This window comes from Ruficoccus amylovorans, assembly GCF_014230085.1.
Taxonomy (GTDB): domain Bacteria; phylum Verrucomicrobiota; class Verrucomicrobiia; order Opitutales; family Cerasicoccaceae; genus Ruficoccus; species Ruficoccus amylovorans.
This window is the reverse complement of record NZ_JACHVB010000021.1, coordinates 163,537-184,607: the sequence shown is the minus strand read 5'-3', so window position 1 is coordinate 184,607 and position 21,071 is coordinate 163,537. Positions and strand designations below refer to the sequence as shown.

General features: G+C 58.2%; 13 protein-coding genes and 1 pseudogene. 7 read left to right on the top strand and 7 right to left on the bottom strand.

Annotated features, from left to right (window positions below):
* Window positions 1-152: 152 nt before the first annotated feature.
* Window positions 153-764, bottom strand: coding sequence for an ankyrin repeat domain-containing protein (locus H5P28_RS19880; RefSeq protein ID WP_185675414.1), 612 nt, complete (start codon window positions 762-764; stop codon window positions 153-155).
* Between the two features lie 176 nt (window positions 765-940).
* On the opposite strand from H5P28_RS19880, the gene H5P28_RS09185 reads away from it, so the two are divergent.
* The 6 genes and pseudogenes from H5P28_RS09185 to H5P28_RS09160 all read left to right on the top strand — a co-directional run bounded on the left by H5P28_RS09185 (window position 941) and on the right by H5P28_RS09160 (window position 6,323).
* Entirely contained in the window at window positions 941-1,219 is a 279-nt protein-coding gene (locus H5P28_RS09185; RefSeq protein ID WP_185675413.1) for a helix-turn-helix domain-containing protein, read from the top strand.
* A gap of 365 nt (window positions 1,220-1,584) precedes the next feature.
* A complete protein-coding gene (locus H5P28_RS09180) occupies window positions 1,585-2,700 on the top strand; it encodes a hypothetical protein (RefSeq protein ID WP_185675412.1) in 1,116 nt (371 codons plus the stop codon).
* Window positions 2,701-2,823: 123 nt separating this feature from the next.
* The gene (locus H5P28_RS09175) at window positions 2,824-3,060 is read left to right on the top strand and encodes a hypothetical protein (protein ID WP_246455937.1); all 237 of its coding nucleotides are present in this window, start codon (window positions 2,824-2,826) and stop codon (window positions 3,058-3,060) included.
* A gap of 602 nt (window positions 3,061-3,662) precedes the next feature.
* Window positions 3,663-4,382, top strand: a pseudogene (locus H5P28_RS20115) (reverse transcriptase N-terminal domain-containing protein); the annotation flags it as partial.
* Window positions 4,383-4,443: 61 nt separating this feature from the next.
* Window positions 4,444-5,295: a group II intron maturase-specific domain-containing protein gene (locus tag H5P28_RS09165; protein ID WP_246455943.1), complete on the top strand. Its 852-nt coding sequence runs from the start codon at window positions 4,444-4,446 to the stop codon at window positions 5,293-5,295.
* A gap of 20 nt (window positions 5,296-5,315) precedes the next feature.
* Entirely contained in the window at window positions 5,316-6,323 is a 1,008-nt protein-coding gene (locus H5P28_RS09160; protein WP_185675408.1) for a ParB N-terminal domain-containing protein, read from the top strand.
* 118 nt (window positions 6,324-6,441) lie between these two features.
* Here the strand turns inward: H5P28_RS09160 and H5P28_RS09155 are convergent, their stop codons facing one another.
* The 3 genes from H5P28_RS09155 to H5P28_RS09145 all read right to left on the bottom strand — a co-directional run bounded on the left by H5P28_RS09155 (window position 6,442) and on the right by H5P28_RS09145 (window position 11,632).
* Window positions 6,442-7,605, bottom strand: a complete 1,164-nt coding sequence (locus H5P28_RS09155; protein ID WP_185675407.1) for a tyrosine-type recombinase/integrase — start codon at window positions 7,603-7,605, stop codon at window positions 6,442-6,444.
* A 727-nt stretch (window positions 7,606-8,332) separates the two neighbouring features.
* Entirely contained in the window at window positions 8,333-10,528 is a 2,196-nt protein-coding gene (locus tag H5P28_RS09150; RefSeq protein ID WP_185675406.1) for a right-handed parallel beta-helix repeat-containing protein, read from the bottom strand.
* 219 nt (window positions 10,529-10,747) lie between these two features.
* A complete protein-coding gene (locus H5P28_RS09145) occupies window positions 10,748-11,632 on the bottom strand; it encodes a hypothetical protein (RefSeq protein ID WP_185675405.1) in 885 nt (294 codons plus the stop codon).
* Between the two features lie 332 nt (window positions 11,633-11,964).
* Here H5P28_RS09145 and H5P28_RS09140 point away from each other — a divergent pair, with 332 nt between their 5' ends.
* The gene (locus H5P28_RS09140) at window positions 11,965-14,172 is read left to right on the top strand and encodes a right-handed parallel beta-helix repeat-containing protein (protein WP_185675404.1); all 2,208 of its coding nucleotides are present in this window, start codon (window positions 11,965-11,967) and stop codon (window positions 14,170-14,172) included.
* A gap of 669 nt (window positions 14,173-14,841) precedes the next feature.
* On the opposite strand, the gene H5P28_RS09135 is transcribed toward H5P28_RS09140, so the two are convergent.
* The 3 genes from H5P28_RS09135 to H5P28_RS09125 all read right to left on the bottom strand — a co-directional run bounded on the left by H5P28_RS09135 (window position 14,842) and on the right by H5P28_RS09125 (window position 21,050).
* Window positions 14,842-16,233 carry an SGNH/GDSL hydrolase family protein gene (locus H5P28_RS09135; RefSeq protein WP_185675403.1) on the bottom strand — a complete coding sequence of 464 codons (1,392 nt, stop codon included), beginning with the start codon at window positions 16,231-16,233 and terminating at the stop codon, window positions 14,842-14,844.
* A 62-nt stretch (window positions 16,234-16,295) separates the two neighbouring features.
* Window positions 16,296-17,732, bottom strand: coding sequence for an MFS transporter (locus H5P28_RS09130; protein ID WP_185675402.1), 1,437 nt, complete (start codon window positions 17,730-17,732; stop codon window positions 16,296-16,298).
* 156 nt (window positions 17,733-17,888) lie between these two features.
* Window positions 17,889-21,050: a glycosyl hydrolase 2 galactose-binding domain-containing protein gene (locus H5P28_RS09125; protein WP_185675401.1), complete on the bottom strand. Its 3,162-nt coding sequence runs from the start codon at window positions 21,048-21,050 to the stop codon at window positions 17,889-17,891.
* Window positions 21,051-21,071 lie beyond the last annotated feature (21 nt).

The following is a 21,071-nucleotide window of genomic DNA, read 5'->3' as shown; positions in this document are numbered from 1 at the left end:
GAAGGCCCCGGCCCCCTGCGCCTGCCCCGCCCCTGAGACCAAAAGCCCCAGCAGGCACAACAGCCCCTTGACTGGGACGGAAGCCAGGCGCCGCCGACCGGAGCGATGCCTCCGGGCACAGGGGAGCACTGTCTGTGACCTCGCCTCCAACGTCATTTCCCCCCAAGCTCCACGAGCACCGTGACGGCCCCCGCGTTGTCCTGCTGACGCGCGTAATCAAGCGCCGTGTCTGCGCGAGCGTCCACCGCCTCCACCTTTGCCCCGGACTCCACAAGGGCCTCGATCACCGCGGGGTCGGGATTCAGGGCCGCCGCCAGCATGAGCGGCGTCAACCCGTATCCGTCTGTGCCGTTGGGGTCCGCCCCGCCCACCACCAGTGCCCGAATGACCGCAGGCGAGTTGGTGGCGGCAGCAGCCATCAAAGCGGTCCAGCCGTATTGGGTTTGGGCATTCGGAAGCGCCCCCGCCTCCAGCAGGGCCCGAACGACCTCGGGGGTGTTTTCCTGGGCCGCATACATCAGCGGGGTCAACTCATCGTCGTCGGCATCGTTCGGGTCCGCCCCGGCTGCGATCAGGGCCTGAATGACCGCCACCGAGGGGTTGGAGAGGCCCGCGTACATCAACGCCGTCGCACCGTAGCGGTTTCTCCCGCTGGGATCCTCCCCGGCCCGCACAAGGCTGCGAATGACCGCCGGGTCGTCCGTCTGCCTCGCCGCCTGCCCCAAGGGAGTCCACAGCACCGCTGCCCGTGGGCCAGAGGACACTCCGGGCTCAGCAGGGTTAACACCGCCTTCCTCTTTAGGAGAAGAGACCGTTGCCGCACAGCCACAAAGACCGGCAAGCCCCAACCAGACGAAAGACGTTATAAGCAGAATCAGTAGTTTTACCATGGCCCGGTTACCCCAGTGATCACTGGTAACAATAGCAAGCCTTTTCCACTATGATCGCTGGGGTGAACTCAGTCGAACGTGTCGCCCAAAGAAGCCGAGAACTGCGCCAGAAACATGGCATGACCCAGCAGGAGCTGGCGGAGCTCGCCGACATGTCCGAGAAATTCCTCCAGCAGATCGAGTCCTGCCGCAAGAAGGAGATCTGGGTCAGCACGGTCGAGCGGATCGCCCGGGCCTTCAGCCTGGAAGCGCATGAGTTCCTCGCCCCGACCCTCCCCACGAAGTCAAAACCCGTCCGCAAGGTCGCCAGCAGCCGCGTCCACAAGTAAGCCTCTCCTCCGTCGAGCGCGTCGCCACTCATCACCCCCATGTTCTCCGAAAATAGCAGGCTAGTCACCAGCGGAAACGTCCACCGCAAATAAAGTCTGCACCTATCCTTGTGCAAGTCGGCCAAGATAGCATTTTTCTGCTTACCCCTAGTAGGAAAGGGGGGCGTTTAATCCCCGAACCGTTTGATATGCATGGGCATTTACACGAACAGACGACATCACATAATTTAGTATCTGGGGATCAAGATACCATAGTGCCGATTCCGAATAATCATTTTCCACGACTCGTCATGGAAAATGGCAAGAGATAGCGTCCATAAGAATAGTTATTGTATGGCAGGTACCAAACCACTAGCATACTACCCATGTCAGGTTCGCCAAAAATGAGGGCTAAGAAACTATCTTCTCAGTCTAAATCAGAAAAGGTACAGTACCCCTTTTACTATCAAATCGGAAACGCGTTTTATAGCGCGCCTTTCCCAGAGTATAATCCCAATAGTTTATGCTTCGGTGAATTCTGTTCCCCACCTTTTAAGCATGAAAAAATCATAGAGCTTTCGCAGGTGAATGCCACCTCCTGTGAAAGCGATTCCGGGAGACATAGAGCTGCTGTAATCTTTAGGGATTTCGCAGAAAACGATTTCAAAGAGTATACGAAAGGTATGTGGATACTTCTTCGGCAGGAAGATAGTGTTTCCGTCACAGAATCCGTTGAAAGCCTCGCGTACACTTCATTGGCTAATTTGTCGATTATTGCAGAAAATGCGCATACTCCTCCTCCCGACTACTACGATGATCGCGAACGAAATGTTCGCAACTCGATCTTGATGCTGGAACTCGTTGCATCGAGTGCGACAACTATGCTTCAACAGCTTTGTGATAAAAAAGAAAATGCTTCTATTGTCAGAAAGATCGCAAAGGATAAAGCGAAATGGCCGCTCATGGTTGGGCCGCGTGATAAAGACGCGAATGGTGTTAAAGAGAAACTGTCTGAATACGGATTAGCCTTAACTCGGGTCGAAGGTAAGTCGGCTAAAAGTAAGTCCGGGAAGAGGAAGCCTGCGACAAGGGGGCCGGACGAAGACGCTATGCGAACCAAGCCGGCCATAGTCTTGTTGGATTACTGTAAGTACGTCAGACGCTCAATTCCGCGTCTCGGGATTACTCTCAAAGATGTTTACCCGTTCCCGAGTGAGCTTCGCCAGGAGCTTATTGACTGTGGCGAATTCGGAGAGTCTAACTGGGAGCAGTGGTTCGAGGTTGGCTACAAAATCCTCCTGCACTTCAGTAAGGGTTCTCCTTATCGCTGGAGCGAAATCCTGGAGCGTCTTGGGAAGTCGGAGGTAGATAGTAGCATAAATCGTAAAAAAGATGGCAGAGAGCTAACTCCCGATTCAGAAGAAAAGGCCTATAATCGGGGCATTAGGCGTGCTCTACGCAATAGCTTTAAAGCTCTTGCTCACGAGAAGTCGAACGAATGACCAGCAATCCGTTCGATGTGATTTATCGGGGGGTGTGCAATAATGCCCCCGATGATACATAGAAACCATACGACCACAGTAACGTCGCACAACGACGCTCACCCACAGCCGGAGTTTATCCGGTTGCCTCAGCCGGGAGCGCGGTGTCCGTACACCGGGTTATCCCGTTCGACCCTCAACGAACTGATTCTCCCCTCGGGGGTGAATCAGCACAAGCCGCCGGTCAAGTCGGTGGTGCAGAAGAAGCGAAATGCCATCCGTGGCATCCGCCTCATTCACTATGCCAGCCTGATCGATTACCTGAACGGACTGGCAACGAAAGCGGCCCAGAGTTATGAAAGCTCTGCCCGTCCCAACTAACCAGAAGGGAGGCCGTCCATGTCCACGTGCGATCCGTTCGCTGTAAATGATGCCCCCGCCGGGGGCGTCAGAGACCAGTGGGCCATGTTTATCATGGCACAACTGATTAACCGTGTGGGTGAGGCACCTGTTGCCAAGTCCCACCCTGTCAATGACGCAGTGACTGCATGCCCGCGTGCGGAGGTCGGTGACTCCACCTCCGTCCGAAGCCGGGTAGAAGCCGAGCAATCTGGAGCACCGTCCGGAGGATCGGCGAGCGTACATCCTATGGCTAAGAATGGTTTGAAGCCCGGATACCGTCGTAAGGAGGAGGTTGCTTATGGTGTTGCCAGGCAACCAATCGTTCGGAGGGGGGAGGTCTGTGGACGCTTTTCCCGTTCATTCTTCCCGGTCGAAACATCGACCGGGCCGGACGCGGCGGACTTAGGCAGCCTAAGGGATGTGATTACGGTTAGTCGGAACGGAGTAACCCCCGGTGAGTGCTGTGTATGGTCTTCCGTACACAGGCGGCAGTCGGCCGTAACGCACCGGCGGGAAGGATTGCGGGAGAAGCCAACGCCCCGGGGAAAGCCCGGCGGATATGCAGACGCCCGCACCGATGAATGCGAATACCACAACCGGAGTCTTGCGATATGAAGAATGCACCCGCAGACGATATCTGGAACACCGAACCCTGGGAACATTTATCCCGGAAGGTGCGCCGACTCCAGGAACGGATATTCAAGGCCTATAGAAACGGTAACTCAAAGGCAGGCATCAGACTGCAACGTCTGCTCCTGACCAACCACGCTGCCCATCAACAGGCAGTGCGCAAGGTTACCGAAGTCAGCAAAGGAAGGAGCACCTCCGGAATCGACGGGGTGTCCCGACTGAGCCCTCGACAGAAGCGTGAGCTAGCCTCAAACCTGTCCATCACAATTCGGCCCCGGTCCGTTCGACGGACCTACATCCCGAAACCGGGAAAAGCCGAAAAGCGCCCCCTGGGCATCCCGACCATCCGCGACCGCGCCATTCAGGAACTCGTCCGAATGGCCCTTGAGCCTCAGTTGGAGGCCAGCATGGTCACTCAGGCCCCGGACGCGTACGGGTTCCGGCCCGGACGCTCCCGTAGCGATGCCGCCAAGGCCCTTCGCAACTATCTGGACAAGGTTGAAGGCAAATACGTCGCCATATGCGACATCAAGCAATGCTTCGACCGTCTCGACCACAACTGGGTACTCCAGCGGATCGAGACATGGCCCGCGATGCAGTGCTATCTCAGACGGATACTGCGGGCCGGCTACATGGAAGACAACAAATGGTATCTCACCGAGAAGGGCGCCCCGCAAGGAGGTCCTCTCTCAGGCCTGATCACCAACTGGGCACTCCTGGGCCTTGAGCAATATGTCTCAGGCCATCTCCGCCCCGATCAGCGCCCCGGTATCATTCGACTATGCCGACGACATCCGCATGGTCCACAAGGCCCCTCAGGCCCTTCAGGCAGCCCTCGGGCTCGTCGAGGAGTACCTGAACCCGATCGGACTTAACCTGCACCCGAAGAAGACCGAAATCGTCTCCGTGCGAGACGGAGTGGATTTTCTTGGGTACACCCTGCGCCAGTTCGCCCGCTCACCGCAGCAGAAGAAGAGCCGTAACGGATTCATCACGCTGGTATTCCCCAGCATGGAATCCCAGAAGCGGCACCACGCCGAGCTGGCCCGGATCATCGGCTACCATAACGCCAAGTCGCAGGAAGAACTCATCAAGGCCCTAAACCCGATCATACGGGGATGGGCCCAATCCTACGCTGACACGAACTCCTCTCGGGCGTTCTCCCGCCTGGATAACCTCCTCTTCAAGCGTTTGAAGAGATGGGCCAAGAGAAGGCACGGTAACAAGTCATGGGCATGGATCCGGGACAAATACTTCAACGGCGGTAAGCCTTGGGCCTTCAAGCCCGCTGGCCCCGATGTACCGGTACTCGCACTTCACCGCGAGACGAAGATTCGCCCCCGGGTCAAGGTGCCCAAGGGCCACAGCCCTTATGACAGGTCAGGATGGCGGCGCAAGCCACACATTCTCGCCCTCCGCTATGCGGAGCAGAACCGGGACATCTCGGATGCCTGGGAGAGCCTGAGAGAAGAGGACACTGCCTATTCATCGGAGGAGCCGTGTGAGGTGAAAGTCTCACGCACGGTTCTGAAGACCAGCGATAGCCGCGAGGCCGGCGCTGAGTTTAACGACAGGAAACAATAATCATGAATCCAAGATTAACAATGATCGAGAACGATCAATATTATGCGCCCAGTGAGCTCGCGAAGCTTGCCGAAATTCCCAAGAACACCGTCATCAACTGGGTGAAGGGAGACCACATCCCCTCAACCTCAAGCGGGGAAGGTGGCGCCCGCCGCTATCAGGTCAGGGGAGGCGATTTTATCGCCTTCCTGAACTCTGAAAAGGCCGGCAAGCATCGCCGTCCAATCCAGGACGAGGTACCGGAGGTATCTCCGGTACCTCAAACTCCCAACGGGGGGCTTGATGCCCCCCGTTCCCCTTCACGTACATCGGAGGCAATTCCAGCGGCGAGTGAAGCTCCCGCGGTTGAGCCATCGGAGGCCGTGTCGGAGGAAATCATCGCCACTACCTCGGAACCTCTCCCGATGGCATCGTCCGCATCCCCAAGCATGGGATACAAGGAAGTTGCGATCAGTCGTATCATCCGAGAATCAGAGTGCCAGGTACGGGAGAAGATCAATGAGCGGACGGTTTCGGAGTATGCGGAGACACTGAAGGACGGTGGGACCTTCCCGCCAGTTATTCTCTTCGGTACTCATGACGGGGCAAAGCTCTATCTGGCGGACGGCTTCCACCGATTGTTTGCCCACGAACGTTGCAACCGGACGACGATCACCGCGGAGATTCACGAAGGGGGGCTGTGTGAGGCGATTCGCTACGCACTTGGTGTCAACTCCACTCATGGGCTCAGAAGGACCAGCGCGGACAAACGTAAGGCCATCGGGATCGCCCTCCAGCACTTCCACGAGCTGAGCAATGTCGCCATCGCCGAGCTGTGCGGGGTCTCCGAGTCATCCGTCCGCAACCATCGAGAGAGCGCCCAGAACGGGAAGCGCGTCGGGCGCGACGGTAAGTCCCACCCGGCTAGGAAGGGATCTCCTTCCGCTTACCGCAGGGCGAAGAGCGCGATCACGAGAGTCAAGTGCACCGCGGATGATGCCCAGAAACTCATTGAGTGGCTCCGGGAGCACTTCAAGTTGGCTACCTGACGAAGCTCGTCAGCCTGCAAGCAGGCTGATCACTCATCTCATCACCCAGGCGGGGCTACACGGCCCCGCCTGTTTTTTTATCGGTGGTGAATAATCGGACAGAGTCAGCCGAACAGACCTACTGCTGCCCCGAAGAAAGAGACCCCGAAGTCACATCAGGCAGCTTTGAGATGGCCTGACGCTTGGCATCCACCTCGATGTGAGTATAAAGGGTGCTGATAGCCTTGGAATCATGCCCAATAATGTCCATCGCAACAGCTTCCGAAACGCCGGCATTCTTGAGCAAGGAGGTGGCAGTGTGCCGCAGGCAATGGAAACTCAGACCTCCACGTTCCCTAGGACCAGAATGCCCAGTTCCCGTGCTCTTCTTGGAGCGGGGTTTAGCCAGGCCCGCATTGACGAGAATACCGTAAAACTGATTGCTGAGCGTGCCTGTCCGGTCCTGTTCAACAACCGTCCTGTACGCATCCGGAAAAACTGGGACACCCCCATCAATCGGGGTCGGTTCCTTCCTCAGGTAATCCATCAAAGGCGAGGCAATCGGAATACCTACGGTCCTTCCCGTTTTACTCGTAATGAGGGTAAGCTCCTCCCTTTCCCGGTCAACGGAGCCCCAGGTCAGCGTCGCAATGTCGCGCAGACGTTGCCCCGTGTAGAGCCCGGCCAAAGTCATCCCGTACCACTCCCCCTTCGCGACCGACAGGATTCTCTTCAGTTGAGGCAGGGTAAAAGTCGGCCGTGTCACCGTATCGAGTTTCAGAGAGTTGACCTTGGACACAGGGTTGCGCTCGATCTGCTCACTCGATTCCGCCTGTCCCAGGGCAACCCCCAAGACCTTCAGCGCGTTGTTCACGGTCTTGGCAGCGAGCTTCTCGGCAAGCGCATCTCTCCAGCGTCGAATGAGAGCAGGTGTCAGCGCACTCAAATCTTTCTCGCGGGTCTCGCCCAGCCAGTCACAGAAATGGCGGACCGCATACTCGTACTTGCTCCAGGTCGCTCCGCTGATTTCCTTCTTCTTGCTGGTGAGCCATTCCTGCAAGTACTGCTCAATGGATTGGTCGAGGGTGGTCTCTCCGTGAATCTCGCGGCGGATTTCCGCAAACACCTTGCGCGTCTGCTCCTCAGTCCGGGTCACGCGGTACTCCTTCTCCCAGGCCTCAGCGATTTTCAAAGCCTTCTTCCGGTCGGTCTCTTTGGTGCTCCTCTTGCGTTGCCGACCGGAGGCATCGGTGAAGCACGCGCTCCAGTAGCGGGACCGGGGATGTTTCCAAATACTGGCCATAGAGTAATAATAAAAGTAAGAATATCGCTCATGTTTGTCAATGTCGCAGAGACCATCATTCCCAGTATTTATGTGGGTTAACGACCAACGATATCGCAGAAAACGGGTCGGAGGTTCGAATCCTCTCAGCCCGACCATTTTTCTCTTCAACTGAGATGTAACCGACGCTTGCCACCTCGTCAACTTGGGGCAAACCAGAAGTCGGCCCATCGGCGCGAACTGCATCCGCGAGACAAAAGCCCCCTCCCGCAGGCCAACAGCAAGCCACCCTCGCGCCTTCGGGTGGCGCCCACACAGGCTGCTGCCGCGCACAGATCGGCTACCCGTACAGGACCGGGCATCCGCGCAGGTTGGCACCACCCGAAGGTGCAAGCCAAAAGCCGCCATTTGGCGTCACCAAACCCAACGCCCCGACCACCGTACGATAATCTCGCCTCGCGCGCCCTAAGCAGGCAACCGAGCCCTCTTTACCCCCCCCCGAGGCCTCCAGGCCCCGTACAGGTCCTGGTTATTATCCACGGTCAGTTGACCGCCACCTCCCCGAGCCTGCTCATTTTACAGGCACGGACAACGACATTGCTCCCTCTGCCCCTCTCTCGGCTTCCACAAAAACGAGGCCATGACCAGCACCCCCAATTGCCACAACCAGATCGCGAGAAAGCTCCGCCGGAGCGGTCGCGCTCGAAGACCATTGCCCTATCGGTAAAGCGCACCTGAAACCGACGTACTACGGCCCGGGTTCGATCTGCGTGTTGTTTCGGACGATGTTGTCCTGCAACACCTCTTCGAGTGACAGTTCCTGCGGACGGAAGTTGTGGAAGAAAAACATCGGAATACCGATCGCCGTATTGCCCTCAACGGTGTTGTACTTCGGCCTCGAAGGCTGGTCAGTGGCGACATTCACAAAGTTCGGGTACTTCGCATAGGCCGGGGTGGACAAAAACTCAGGGTCGGCAATCGGCGGCAAGCCATTGCGCCCCGTTGAATGGCGGCGGGCATCCATGCCGATATTGGAGATAGCCACCGCGGCAAAGCGGGACATCGTACGCGCCTTTTCGCTTTCGTCCTTGGTCATCACAAAGGTATTGTTGAGCACAGCATTGTCACGGCCACCGTTGATAACAACGACGAGGCCCGAGATATCGCTGAAAACGTTGTTCTCAATCCGAGTCCCCGAGAACTGGTCGTCCAAATAGACTCCGTGGCGGCCAATCGGTTTTGACACATTGTCCGGGTATGGGATGTCGAAAATATAGTTGTAGCGAATGAGTGTTCCGCGCCCACTGGTGTCGCGCCCAGCGTAGATCGCCCCCATGTCGTCCGCCTCAAGACAGACACGCGAGATAGAGTTCCCCTCGATCACATGGTCATTACCGTCGAAACGAATGCCCACGTGAGGCCCCTCGCTGATGCGGTTGGCAATCGCACGGTTGCCGACACCCTTGATATCAATTGCCGGCGTATATGTGCGCTTGAGACGGGCGAAATGCGTGATCTCGTTGTGCTCTGCCCGCAAACCCGCAGGCTGCAGCGTCTTGCGACTCCCCGCGTTCAGCAGGATGCCACCCTCACCGGTATTGGTAATCGTACTACGAAGTACCGCATGCCCGGAGCCGCCGTTAATATTCACCGCCCGCCCGGCGAACTGCTCGAAGCGACAACCCGAGATCACTACCTCACGCCCGTTGCGAACGGTAATGCCATCGCCGCGCGCGGTAGCAAACGCGATATCCTCAAAGGTAATGTACGAAGCGTCAAGGCACTCCACAAACGGCTGCGACAGCACCGACAGTTCGATGTCGCCCGCCATTGCCCCTCCCGCCGGCGGCAGCAAATAAAGCATACCCGCCTTGCGGTCGAGGTACCACTCACCCGGCGCATCCAGTTCCTCCAGCAGATTGTAAACGAAGAACGGCTGCTGCGCCTTCACTCCGTAAGCCGAGGGCTGCACGCTGCGGATCGTTCCGTCTGCCGCGATACCGCCAACCTCGACGGTCTGGTCAGACCAGTTGTAAAACCAGTAGCCAAACAGCATTGCCTCTGTCGCACCGGCCCAGCGCAGCGGGCGATCCGTGTCGATGCGAATTGCGAAGCCGCGCGGCGGGTTGTCGCGATCCGCGGGAGCAACGTAAACTTCCTCCTGTGCGGCATTGACCCGCCCGACCATATCCTCCTGCCAGTTGCGCGGCACCGAGCCCTGCTCGACAACACTCGCAATCACCGCGTAACCGTCATTTGGCCAGCGGGCAACTGGCAACGCCCTGCCCCCGAAAAAAAGCTCAATCGCAGCCGGACCGCGCCGGTACCCGGTTACGTTCTCCACGTAATCCATACTGTGCCCGGATAAAGGCATCGGGTCAAAGTCCGCTTCAACACCCAGAGCACGCAAATCCGCCTGCATCACACGTCCACGCGCTTCCGCAGGAAGACGCGCCAACACTGCACTGTCCGTAACGGGCGAAAGATCCTCAGCCTGAAGCGTAACACCGCCACTGAAACGTACATTGCCCATCCCCCGATAAACCACCGGCGCACCAGGGCGCCCGGAATCCTCGGCACCCAATTGCAGCCCACGCTCTACGCAATACATACCTTCAGCGATTTCGACAATCACACCGCCCGCCGGATACCCCGAGTCGGAGACATGCTCACGAATCGCGTCGCGGGCAGCTTCCAGCGAAGCAAAGGGCTTTTGCGCAGAGCCATCCTGTCGGCCATCAGCCGAAGCAAGCGCCGAAACATACAGGCGCAAAGGCTCCGCGGCGGAAAGCGTCTGCGCCAAGCCTGCGAACACAAATGCGGCTGCCAGCGCCGCAAGTGTTCCGATTTTTCCGGCCGTCACGCAACGGGCTGCCCCGCGCCCAGGCACGACAACCGCGCGCAAGGGGTTCTCGCTATTTGTTATCAGGCAATTATCCATCATCAGAGAATCAAATCGTTCGGGCTCATGCTCCGTCTGTGTGTAGCAGAACCGCAGTCCGTCCGGAACTTCATGTTCCTATTAACAAAACACAGCAAAAAAAACAGACTGCCCGCTGGCCGCACCCCGACCGCTACGACCGGGAATGTGCACAACGGGCAGTCAAATCAACCAAGCGAGACGATACGATCACACCCGCGAGGCAACAAAGGCTATCGGAGCCTACTTACGCCACCAGCGGCGCAGGAACAACACCGGCAAGCCAAGCAGGAGCCACGCAGCCGAGGACGCCTCAGGGATGATCGAGAAGTTGTCCAGGTAGTACTGATAGCCAGTGCTGTTGGTCGTAGTGTTAACCTGCATGCGGAAATAATCGAGATCTGTTGCCGCGGCATTAAAGCCCAGGCCCGAGAGGGAAATCACGGTCGTCCCCGATGTCCCATCCCATTCATAGACGTCGAGATCCCAGGTCTTGTTCACGACATCAATATTGGAAACCTCGAAGCGATACCAAGTATTGTCCTTGAAGGCATAGCTCTCGTCAATGGTGGTCGCTCCGTTCTGGTAATACCGCAGATAATGGGTTTCGCTGCGGATATCAAACAGGATAGCATTCACCTCCGTCGATGAATTGATCCGGAACTGCGGCTGCGTATTCAGGAGCGTGGAATAGAAATCCCAGGCCATCGTGTAGCCGGACCCGGTCAAACTCGCCCCCAACGAACCCGTGACATTCACATTGGAGGGATAGTTATACAGGTTCGTCCGATTGGTGAAATAGTTGTACAGCGAGGGCAACGGCGTCGGCTCATTAGCCTGATAGACCAAAGCCGCAGACTGCGAGCCGCCGACATCCCAGGGGGAATTCATATCGCCGGAAACCGTCACGCGCTTATTCGTGGAAAAATTAGATCCATACCACCCGTAGGCGTTGGCAGGGCCGTTAATATTACCGGCCAGAGGACTGACCGTCCCGGGGGTCAGGCCCTCGAAATCATACGAATAAGGCAGAGTCTGCGCATGAGAAACTGCCGCAAGGCCTGCGCCCGAAACCGCCAGCATGCTCAATGCTTTAGTAAGCAAACGGAAATAACCAGTATTTTTCATCAGTATATGGGGTTTGTGTGTTTGATGCGAACAATGTTAATCAACTGACTCAAAACCATCACAACAACAGACACACGTCAAGCACATTGATGATTGATAGGCCAAAAAAACTGACAAATATAAAAAAATAAAACAATAGATTCATCTCAAAATTAATATTTAAATATTAATATAGAGCAACTTAAATATTGATTCATTGATGATTTAAAAATCAGAAAATATTTTTATTGCATCAATTCTTGTTGCTCCCTACATGAAAAATACATATCTACAGGCTGAAGCATTTAACCAGTCTCCGAGTAATCACACACTCCATACCAAACTGTAACCCAATGACCCGACGCCCCTTCCTCCTCCCCCTGGCAATAATCCTGGCCACCTGCGGCTGCTCACGCTCCGTCGAAAAGCAAACAATTGAAGCAAGCCCCCCTCCGCCTCCCTCCTCTTCCCTCCAGCGCTACTACGTCTCCGCTACGGGCTCAGACGAGGCCGCAGGCACCCAGGAAGCCCCCTTCGCCACCCTCGAACGCGCCAGGGATCGCATCCGCGAACTCAGGCACACAGGCAAACTCGCCACGGAGGGCGCAGAGATCGTCCTCGTCGGAGACATCTCCCTCCGAAAAGAGCCGCTAACTCTCACCTCAAAAGACTCCGGCACCGAGCAGGCCCCCCTCAGGATAATGTCGGCCCCCGGAAAACAGGCGCGACTGAGCGGCGGCATCAGCGTGCCTCTGGCCGATTTCACCCCTGTCACCAAGCCCGAGACCCTCGCACGCATCCCCGAGAACGCCCGCGGCCACGTCCTGGAAATTGACTTGCGGGCGCGCGGCATATCCCAATTTGAGCCGCTCCCGCTCTTCGGGCACAGCATGTCCTTTCTTCAACAACAAACCCAATACCGGATCGGGCGCCAGGCATCGGAAATCTTCCTCGGCGGCACCCCTCTTCAAATCGCCCGCTGGCCGAATACCGACTACACCAAGACGGGCAAAGTCAGCGACAAGGGCGACATCATCCGATCCTGGATGGAAGACCAAAAAGGCGCCAAACACGCGGACAGTCCCTACGTCCCGCCAGCAGAGCGCCCGGCCACACCCCGCGGTTTTACTTTTGAGTTCGACCCGGCCAAGGTCGCCCAATGGAGCACGGCCCCCGATGCCATGATGCACGGCTACTGGTACCACAACTGGAGCGACCAGGCCGTTCAGGTCGAGTCCTTCGACACCAAGACGAACACCATTCGCTCCGTCCAGCCCAGCGGCTACGGCATCAAAGAAGGCCAACGCTTCTATATCTACAACCTGATCGAAGAACTCGACACCCCCGGAGAATGGTACCTGGACCGTGAACACGGCATTCTCTACCTCTACCCGCCCGCCTCCACCAGCGCGGATGCCTCAGTGGATATTTCACTCACCAGCAACCCGCTTCTGCTCACACAGAACGCCGCCCATATCCGCATCGAAGGCCTCGAATTCTCCACCGGGCGCAGCAACGCCATCAGCATTAACAACGGAGAAAACATTCAGATCCAGAACTGCACGATAACCAACTTCGGCGGCAGCGGCATCAGTATCAACGGCGGGCAAAACCACATCGTCAACCAGTCGGTAATCACCAATACCGGCATCGGCGGCATCAGCGCCAAGGGCGGAGATACGGGCACGCTTCAGCCCGGCGGGCACCTGATCAGCAATTCCACCATCCGCAACTACGCGCGCATCGAAAAGACCTACCGGCCCGCCATCTCACTCACCGGAGTGGGCAACTCCGCCATCGGCAACGATATCTCCGATGGCACCCATGTCGGCATCATTTTCTCCGGCAACAACCACCTGATTGAGCGCAACTACATCCACGATGTCTGCCAGGAGTCGGACGACGCTTCCGCTATCTACGCCGGACGCTCCTGGACCTCGCGCGGCACCGTCATCCGCTACAACCTGATGCGCGACATCACTGGCTTCAAACAGGGCACCCACCGGGTTTCCGGCATTTATCTGGACGACGGGTTTTCCGGCACAACCGTCGAGGGCAACATCTTCATCAACGTCGCCCAGGGACTCATGTTCAACGGCGGCCGCGACAACAGCGCCATCAACAACATCTTTATCGATGTCGAAAACATGATGCGAGCGACCGACATGCGCGAGGCCTACACCACCTGGGCCGCCCCGGCCTGGAAAACCCTGAACGATGACTTGGCCAAAGCCCCCCTTAATCAGCCAGCCTGGGCGGCGGCCTACCCCGAGTTGCTGACACTCAAAGACGATAGCCCGGCCATTCCCAAGGGTGACGCCATTTACGACAACCTGCTCTTCCAAACCCCGATCATTATGGGCAAGAAAGGCATCCATGATGCCGTCGTCGAGTACGGCGATGTTGACGACAACATAACCATCGACACCCCGCCCGGACACTTCGACCCGGCAACCAACCGCTTCGTCCCCAACGCCGACTCCGGTCTCTTCAACCTGATCCCGGAACTGAAGGAAATCCCCTTCGCCAATATCGGCCCGGACCAGCCCGAGGGAAGGTAAGAAGCGAGTTGTCCGGCAAAACGACATCCCTGCCACAAGCCCCTTCATTGACGCTCCCATGCCAGTCGCATGGGAGCGTTTTATTTTTCAAGCTCCCCCTCAAGCCACCTGCGCCCGCACACAAACATCTTGGCTCAGCTTTCCCGGCAGCTCATTTAGGCCATAATACTTGCGGATCTGTCCTGCCCAACCGACGACATGACTCGACCTTGATCGGCAACGAACAAGCAGCGCCAAAGCCACCCCGCCCCTCAGCCGCAGAGCGAGCCTTCGCCACCAGACCGGGAGCGCAAGCGCTGGCTTTCGAGCCAAGACACTCCAGTCTTCGCCTCTCCCCAAGAGGCACACCAAGCGGACTTGGCATCGACAGACTGGCGCACAAAACCCAGCCGCCGGGCGCAAAAAAAAGGGGGCGATACCTCATCGCCCCCCGGTCGTTCCGTCCCCGGACAGCTTGGCATCCCCAAGACACCAAACAGCCGGAAAAGCAGGATAAAAACTTTCCCTATTAGAGGGGATTAAGAAATACTGTAGCCACCATAGTTAAATGGCTAAATGGCCAATTGTTAATTGTTGGACGCGGAACGGGGAAAACAACAATTAGCCATTTTAACCATTTAGCCATTCGGCCTTTCTGTGTCGGCTACGACTTTATTTAAACCGCTTGCTCTAAATACGGGTAACCGATATTTGATGCTGCCGAGGCTGGGCAGCCGCACGAATGGCGGGCAGCGCCTGCTCGGCCTGCTCCATCAGGCTCAGCTGCTGGGGCTTGTTCAGCTTGTATTCGTCGGCACATTTGCGGAAGTAGCCCTGATACGGCTTACCCCTGGCCGAGGCGACCCAGTTTTCCAGCTTGGGCTCCACCTGCTGCAGCGTCAGCGGGTGCGGCATTCCGCGGCAACAGGCATGCTCGACAAAGGCGATCGCGCGGAGCTTCGCGATGGGCGAACGATACTTGGCATTGTACAGACTCTGCACTTGCTTAGCCTGCTGATTCTGCGGGGTGTCGGGATAAGCGGTGAGGTTGACCCCGGCTCCCAACTCCGCAGCCGTCAAGGTGGTAATGGCCTTGCCGTCGATGCTCAGGCGGTAGCTTCCCTTGGGCAGGTCGGTGATGGTCAGCATCTCGCGGTTAAGCTCGTCAGTAAAAGGAATCCAGTCGAGCGCGGGGCGAGCGCCATCGCTGACGGGGAAGGGAATCCCCTCCGCCAGATAGTCGAAGCTGAGGCTGTCGGCGCTGCGCTTGACGTTGCTGACCGCGCAGCGGTACTCGTCGGCGACAGCCCCCGTCCGGGCATCCAGGCTGACACGGGCAACATCGGCGGGGGCGTTCAAGCCCTTCAGGTAAAGGTAGGCCATGACGAGATGCCCGCTCTCACCGGGGTGCACGCGGTCTTTGCCGACAAGCGTAAAAGCCGGGTCATCCTGCTGGAGACGCTGGTTCAGCTCGGTCATCGGGGTGTTGAAATCCACCACGACGAGGCCGTTCTCAGCGGCGATGGCCTCGACGCGCCGCCCGCACTCAGCCAGCACGGCGTTGCGGCCCGGTTGGTTGGCGGCCTCCATAGTTGAGGTGTCGTCGTACGGAGAGGGGGTCAGCAGGATCGGGTCGATACCGTCATCCATCAGGCGCTTGACCAGCGCCCGCATATTGGCCTCATAGGCGTCAACGCGCTGGAGGCGCTTGGCCTCAATATCCGCGCCCTGCCCATCCGCCGGGTACAGATCCGAACCGGACACGTCGTTCATGCCAAACATGACGGAGGCCGCATTGCCATCGAGCGGTTCGATATCCCAACCATAGCGATCAGACGCACCCTGGGCGGTATCCCCCGAGATTCCGGCGTTGAATATGTCAATCTGCCGCTCCGGGAACCGCGTCAGATGATAGAGATAGACGTAGCCTTGGTACAGGCCGGCATTGGTGATGCTGTCGCCCACGGCGACAACCCGGCTGCCATCCTGAAAAGGCGACGCCGGCGGCGTTTGGGCTCCGCTGGCAGACGTGGCCAGCAGGAGTGTTATCAGGGCAAGCGCAGGACGGACAATGGCTTTCATAATGGGTATAATTAAAAATGGAAAATCAAGGATAGTTTAATCACAGCTGGGTTCAACAACACTCAGGACGCGGATGACGAAGTCTCGGGGGGCGTGTAGTGCTCGTCACCGCCAAGCTGCTTCCACTGCCGGAACAGCGCGACACCGAAGATGGCCCCCACCAGTGAAAAAGCGGCCGACCAGATAAAAACATAGCGATAGTCGCGGATCCCCTCCAGCAGCGCGCCGCACAGGATCGGCGACAGGGCCAGCCCCGCCTGAAAAATGACGGAGTTGGCACTGAAGAACTGGCCGAATTTGGCCGCCGGGAGCAAGCGGGTCAGCATGGCCAGATAGGACGCCAGAAAGACGCCGCAACCCACTGCGTTAAGCAGCCACCAAAACAGCAACCCGTTGCTGCTGCCGATGAAAAGGAACCCGCCCACGTACGTGATGAACGTAAGCACGCTTCCGGCCAACAGGACACGCAAGGGATGGAAACGGTCAACCAGTGCCCCCGCGATAAAGAATACCGGTACCTGCAGCAGCATCGTCCAGCCCTTGAGCTTACCGAATTCGCCCAGGCTCAGGCCCAACGTTTCCTCATAGCCGTCACGGTTGGCGGCCGTAGCGAAAAACACGATGAAAGTCATGAACGGCACCCAGGCACACCAGAAACACAGGCCCTGCGTATAGATCTTCAGGTAGAACGAGTGACTGAAACAGACCCGGCAATAATCACCGATGCCGCGGAAAATATTGCGCCGGGCCGGACGCGGCTCCGGGGGAGGATATTCGCCCTCCTTGACCCGCCAGACCATGAGCAGAAACGCGACGGCATACACCAGCGCCGAGCCGACATAGATTTCAGAGACATGCGTATCGACGTTGCCAAAGAGGTAGCGGTTGAAGAGGAATCCGCCAATGGCTCCGATGGCCCGATAAACGCCGACAAATTTGCCCAGAACCTCTTCGGGCACCACGTCCTTGAACAGGAACTGGTAGCCCGAAAGGATGTAGATGTTAAAGATGATGAAGCTGGAGGAGAATAATCCGATCAGCCCCATTTGCACATTGCTCCGGGTGATCCCGAACTGATCCCAGGGCAGCGCCGCATAGAGAGCATGGGCAATGGGCTCGCTGTATCCGAGCAACACCAGGCTGATGACCACGCCCGGCGTGAACAGGAAAATGAAAGGCCGCCGACGCCCCCAACGACTACGGCAGCGGTCGCTCTGTATCCCGACCAGCGGACTGAAAACAAGGCTCAAAACGGCGGGAATCCCCGCCGTAAAAAGCCCGATAATCACGTCGTTGGCCCCGACCCAGCGCAACTGAAGCGGTACAATCGCGGGCACAGTCGATTCCATGATCGACAGGCACAGGTCGCCGAAAAGCATCCACACCAGCACGGTCAATAGAGCCGTGCGGGTATAAACAAGTGTTCCGACCTTGTAGAGTTTGGGGCCGGAAGCTTCCAGCTCAGGCGCGCCCGCGCCTTTATCGGCGGCATCCTCCATCGGAAGACTGGTGACTGGAAGGACAGCGGCGCTGCCTTCTGAAGGAAGCGGTGTTTCCGGAGGGGTTGATGAACCGGAACGAGGGGTGGGATGATTGGTCATGGCCGGGGTGGCCGCACCTGAGTGCGCCTGTACAATGGGTATTAAATGGACTTTTTAAGGCCGAATGGAAGTTTCAACCTTATTAGCCGTCAGCCGGGAGGACAACGGCGAGGTCTGCGGGGCCCCAGCATTGAGCAAGGCCAGTAGAAAGACATGTGCGACCGGGTTGGTGCGGACGCGGTTTTCCAGCGAGACCTGGCAAACGCGCCAGCAGCCTTCGCCGTCGCTGATTTCCGTGGCAACCGGCACCGAGCACCAGGGGTTCTGCCAGTCGCCGTTGCCGCTGTTGAGAATCGGCGTCCAACCGGGGGCTTCAAGCACCGTGCGGAGAATCGGCGAGGCGTAGCCGAGGGCCTCATCGTACCAGAACTTGAAATCCTGCGGCCGGAAATCGCCCACCAGGGGATGCCCCTCGGCCAGGCTGACAAAGTGGCGGGGCCCCATGCCGGCCTCGCGCACCTCCAGCCTGCAACTACCAAGCGTGTGCACGCCCACCGGGAGGTTCAGCAACAGCGCGGTGGCACCAGCCCGGACAGCCGCGTCCACCTCCTGCTTGTTGCGGTAGTAAGCCTCCGCCGATGCGATCAGGATCGTATTGGCCTGCGGACAGAAGTCCACCTCGCTCGCCCCGCTCTGAAGCAGGAGCTTGCGGGCACCGTCGTCACCGGGCAGGGTGGCGACCAGAGCCTCGACCGGCTTGAGCGCCGGGAAAACCTCAAGCGTGACACTGGACTCGTGGACCGCCCTGCCCTCCCGCAGCAACGTGATGCCAACCTCAAGGCTTTCACGCTCCACGACCTCGGGCAGGTCCACGGGGATTTTTCCCAGGGCAGTGGGCGCGCAACGGCGAGCCTGCACCGGACTTTCTCCGTGAGCCAGCAAGCGATCCCCCGAGCGCACGTCATACCAGACACTCAACCCCTCAGGTGACTCGTCGAGATCATTGGCCAGCCATACCTCGACCGGGAGTCGCTCCCCGCCGAAACCGCTGTGACGGTCCGTGCGCAGAAAAACAGCCAGAGGCGTCAGCGCGTCCCGGTAGGTAAACCAGGCGGGCTTGGGCGTACGCTTCACGTCCATGATGGTTTTCATCCATCCGGCTGGCCAGGCATCAATAAACAAATGGATCGCAAAGGTGTTCATGCCGCTCTTGCGGCGGAAAGCTTCGGTCATCAGCCGGGTGATCCACTCCTGGTGACTCTGGCTGGCCTCGATCCACTCTTCCAGCGAGCGGGGAGTCGGATACCACAGGTAGTGGAACGGGCCGGACTGGGCGCGGGTGATAACGTCAGGGCTCCAGTCTCCATCTCCCTGGCCGTTTGCGGGCAGCCATTCGGCGGGGTAAAACTCCTGCATCGTGGCCAGGGGGTCCAGCCCCTCCGACCCGAACTCGCCGCAACCGTAGTGCCAACCGGGCTTGACCGGCATCCACCCGCCATGATGGAGGTAACCCAGATCCACACCGTGGCCGATGTACCAGCCACAGTAGCAGTGGTTGTCGGGCATCCCCTCCCCTGTGGGCGGATCGTAATCGCCGTCCACGTTTTTGATCACCCGGTCCGGGTTCTGGCGGCGCACGGCCATCCGCGCCATCTGGAAAAACACCTCCATCTGCTCACGGTCAATGAAGCGGTGCGGCTTTGCCCGGGCCGAAGGAAATGGCTCGTTGATAAAGGAGACCAGCGCACTGGAGGGATGGGCGCGCACCAGCCGCTCCATCGCCTCAGCCTGGCGCACACACTCCAGAAACTGGTTGCTCCGGATAGTGGCGAAAAGAGGCAGGTCCGTTTGCAACAGCAAGCCCAGGCGGTCACAGGCTTCGTAGACTTCCGGCTGCACGGGGTGCTGGGTCAGGCGCAGAAAATTGAGGTGGGTGAGCTTTGCCAGAAGAATATCCTCATGCAACTGCTCGAAATCGCCCCGAAAGACGCACATATCGATGTTGCCCATCGTATTGGCCCCACGCAGCCGGATCTCTCGTCCGTTGAGAAAAAATCTGCCCAGCGGGGCGTTGTCACCTTCGGTTTCCTGCGTAAAGCTGCGCATCCCGAATTGCCGGGCCGCAGTGTCCAGAAGCTTGTCATCGCTGTCGAGCAGACGCACCTGCAACTGGTAGAGCCAGGGCGTTTCCAGATCCCACAGCCGGGGCGACTCCAGCGGCAGGCTCAGGCGGATGCAGTTCGAGCCCCGCCCCATCAGCGCCGGTTCAAACTCCGGTGTCGCATGGTCGAGATCGCCGAAGCCGCGGACATTTTTCCCGCCCGGATGGTGACGGTCATGAACGAGGGGGCCGGTTTTGAAGTTCTGTCCGAAGACCTCCAGTTCCAGACTGATTTTTTCGAGGCCATCTGTCCCGTAGCCGGTGACTTCGATTTCCAGGTCGATCCCGTTCAGGTCGGGATGAGGGCGGACAAAGGTATCAGTAATAGCCAAGCGGGAGCGCCCCTCCAGTCGCACCTGCTGCCAGATGCCCATCCCCGCCGGACAGTGGTGCCAGCCTTCGCCCGGATCGTCGTAGCCCAGTCCGGTAGCCGCATAGACTTTATCTCCGTCCATGAAGGCATCATTGAAGGCCTCGCCCAGCATGGTATGGTCATTATGCACCCGGACCAGCAGGACATTTTCCCCGGGGAGCAGATAATCGGTTACATCGATCTCGAACGGCTCAAAAATCCCCTCGTGCGTGCGCAGGCATACGCCATTGAGATAAACCTCGCAGGTGTAATCTACCGCGCCAAAACAGAGGATTTGCCTCGGGTGCTCAAGCAGCTCGCCTGTCGGCGTAAATAGCCTGCGATAGAGGGTCGTTGCCACTCCCAGAGGTGGACCATAGTGGGGAACTGTTACGCTCTCCCACAAACCAGCCCCAGCCTGCACATTCTCAAACGCCCGGCGGTCCTCCGGCTCCTCGATACGCCACTGAAAACTCCTGAGCCGCTGAACCGACCGCAGGGAGGGAAGCTCCGGCGCATGATCGAGTAAAAATGGCCGCATGCGGCCTTTGAGTTCAGCCAGGGCCTGCTGAACCTCCTCCGCGCTTTTCCACCGGGAAAACCGCGGGCGCTGCGTGCCGGGATCGCCTTTTACCAAACCGAGCAGGTTGTCCGGACACTTTTCGAGCGCTGGCTCTTCGAGCTGGCTATGACGCTCGGACGAAAGACTGGTAGCGATTTGCGCAAAGAGATCGGGGTTGTTTTTTGCTTCACGGCTGCTCATTGCAGGAATGAATCATTTATA

Coding starts and splice junctions, on each gene's coding strand:
- H5P28_RS09185 (WP_185675413.1), top strand. CDS start 941: ATGATCGCTGGGGTGAACTCAGTCGAACGTGTCGCCCAAAGAAGCCGA.
- H5P28_RS09180 (WP_185675412.1), top strand. CDS start 1,585: ATGTCAGGTTCGCCAAAAATGAGGGCTAAGAAACTATCTTCTCAGTCT.
- H5P28_RS09165 (WP_246455943.1), top strand. CDS start 4,444: ATGTCTCAGGCCATCTCCGCCCCGATCAGCGCCCCGGTATCATTCGAC.
- H5P28_RS09160 (WP_185675408.1), top strand. CDS start 5,316: ATGATCGAGAACGATCAATATTATGCGCCCAGTGAGCTCGCGAAGCTT.
- H5P28_RS09155 (WP_185675407.1), bottom strand. CDS start 7,605: ATGGCCAGTATTTGGAAACATCCCCGGTCCCGCTACTGGAGCGCGTGC.
- H5P28_RS09150 (WP_185675406.1), bottom strand. CDS start 10,528: ATGATGGATAATTGCCTGATAACAAATAGCGAGAACCCCTTGCGCGCG.
- H5P28_RS09145 (WP_185675405.1), bottom strand. CDS start 11,632: ATGAAAAATACTGGTTATTTCCGTTTGCTTACTAAAGCATTGAGCATG.
- H5P28_RS09140 (WP_185675404.1), top strand. CDS start 11,965: ATGACCCGACGCCCCTTCCTCCTCCCCCTGGCAATAATCCTGGCCACC.
- H5P28_RS09135 (WP_185675403.1), bottom strand. CDS start 16,233: ATGAAAGCCATTGTCCGTCCTGCGCTTGCCCTGATAACACTCCTGCTG.
- H5P28_RS09130 (WP_185675402.1), bottom strand. CDS start 17,732: ATGGAGGATGCCGCCGATAAAGGCGCGGGCGCGCCTGAGCTGGAAGCT.
- H5P28_RS09125 (WP_185675401.1), bottom strand. CDS start 21,050: ATGAGCAGCCGTGAAGCAAAAAACAACCCCGATCTCTTTGCGCAAATC.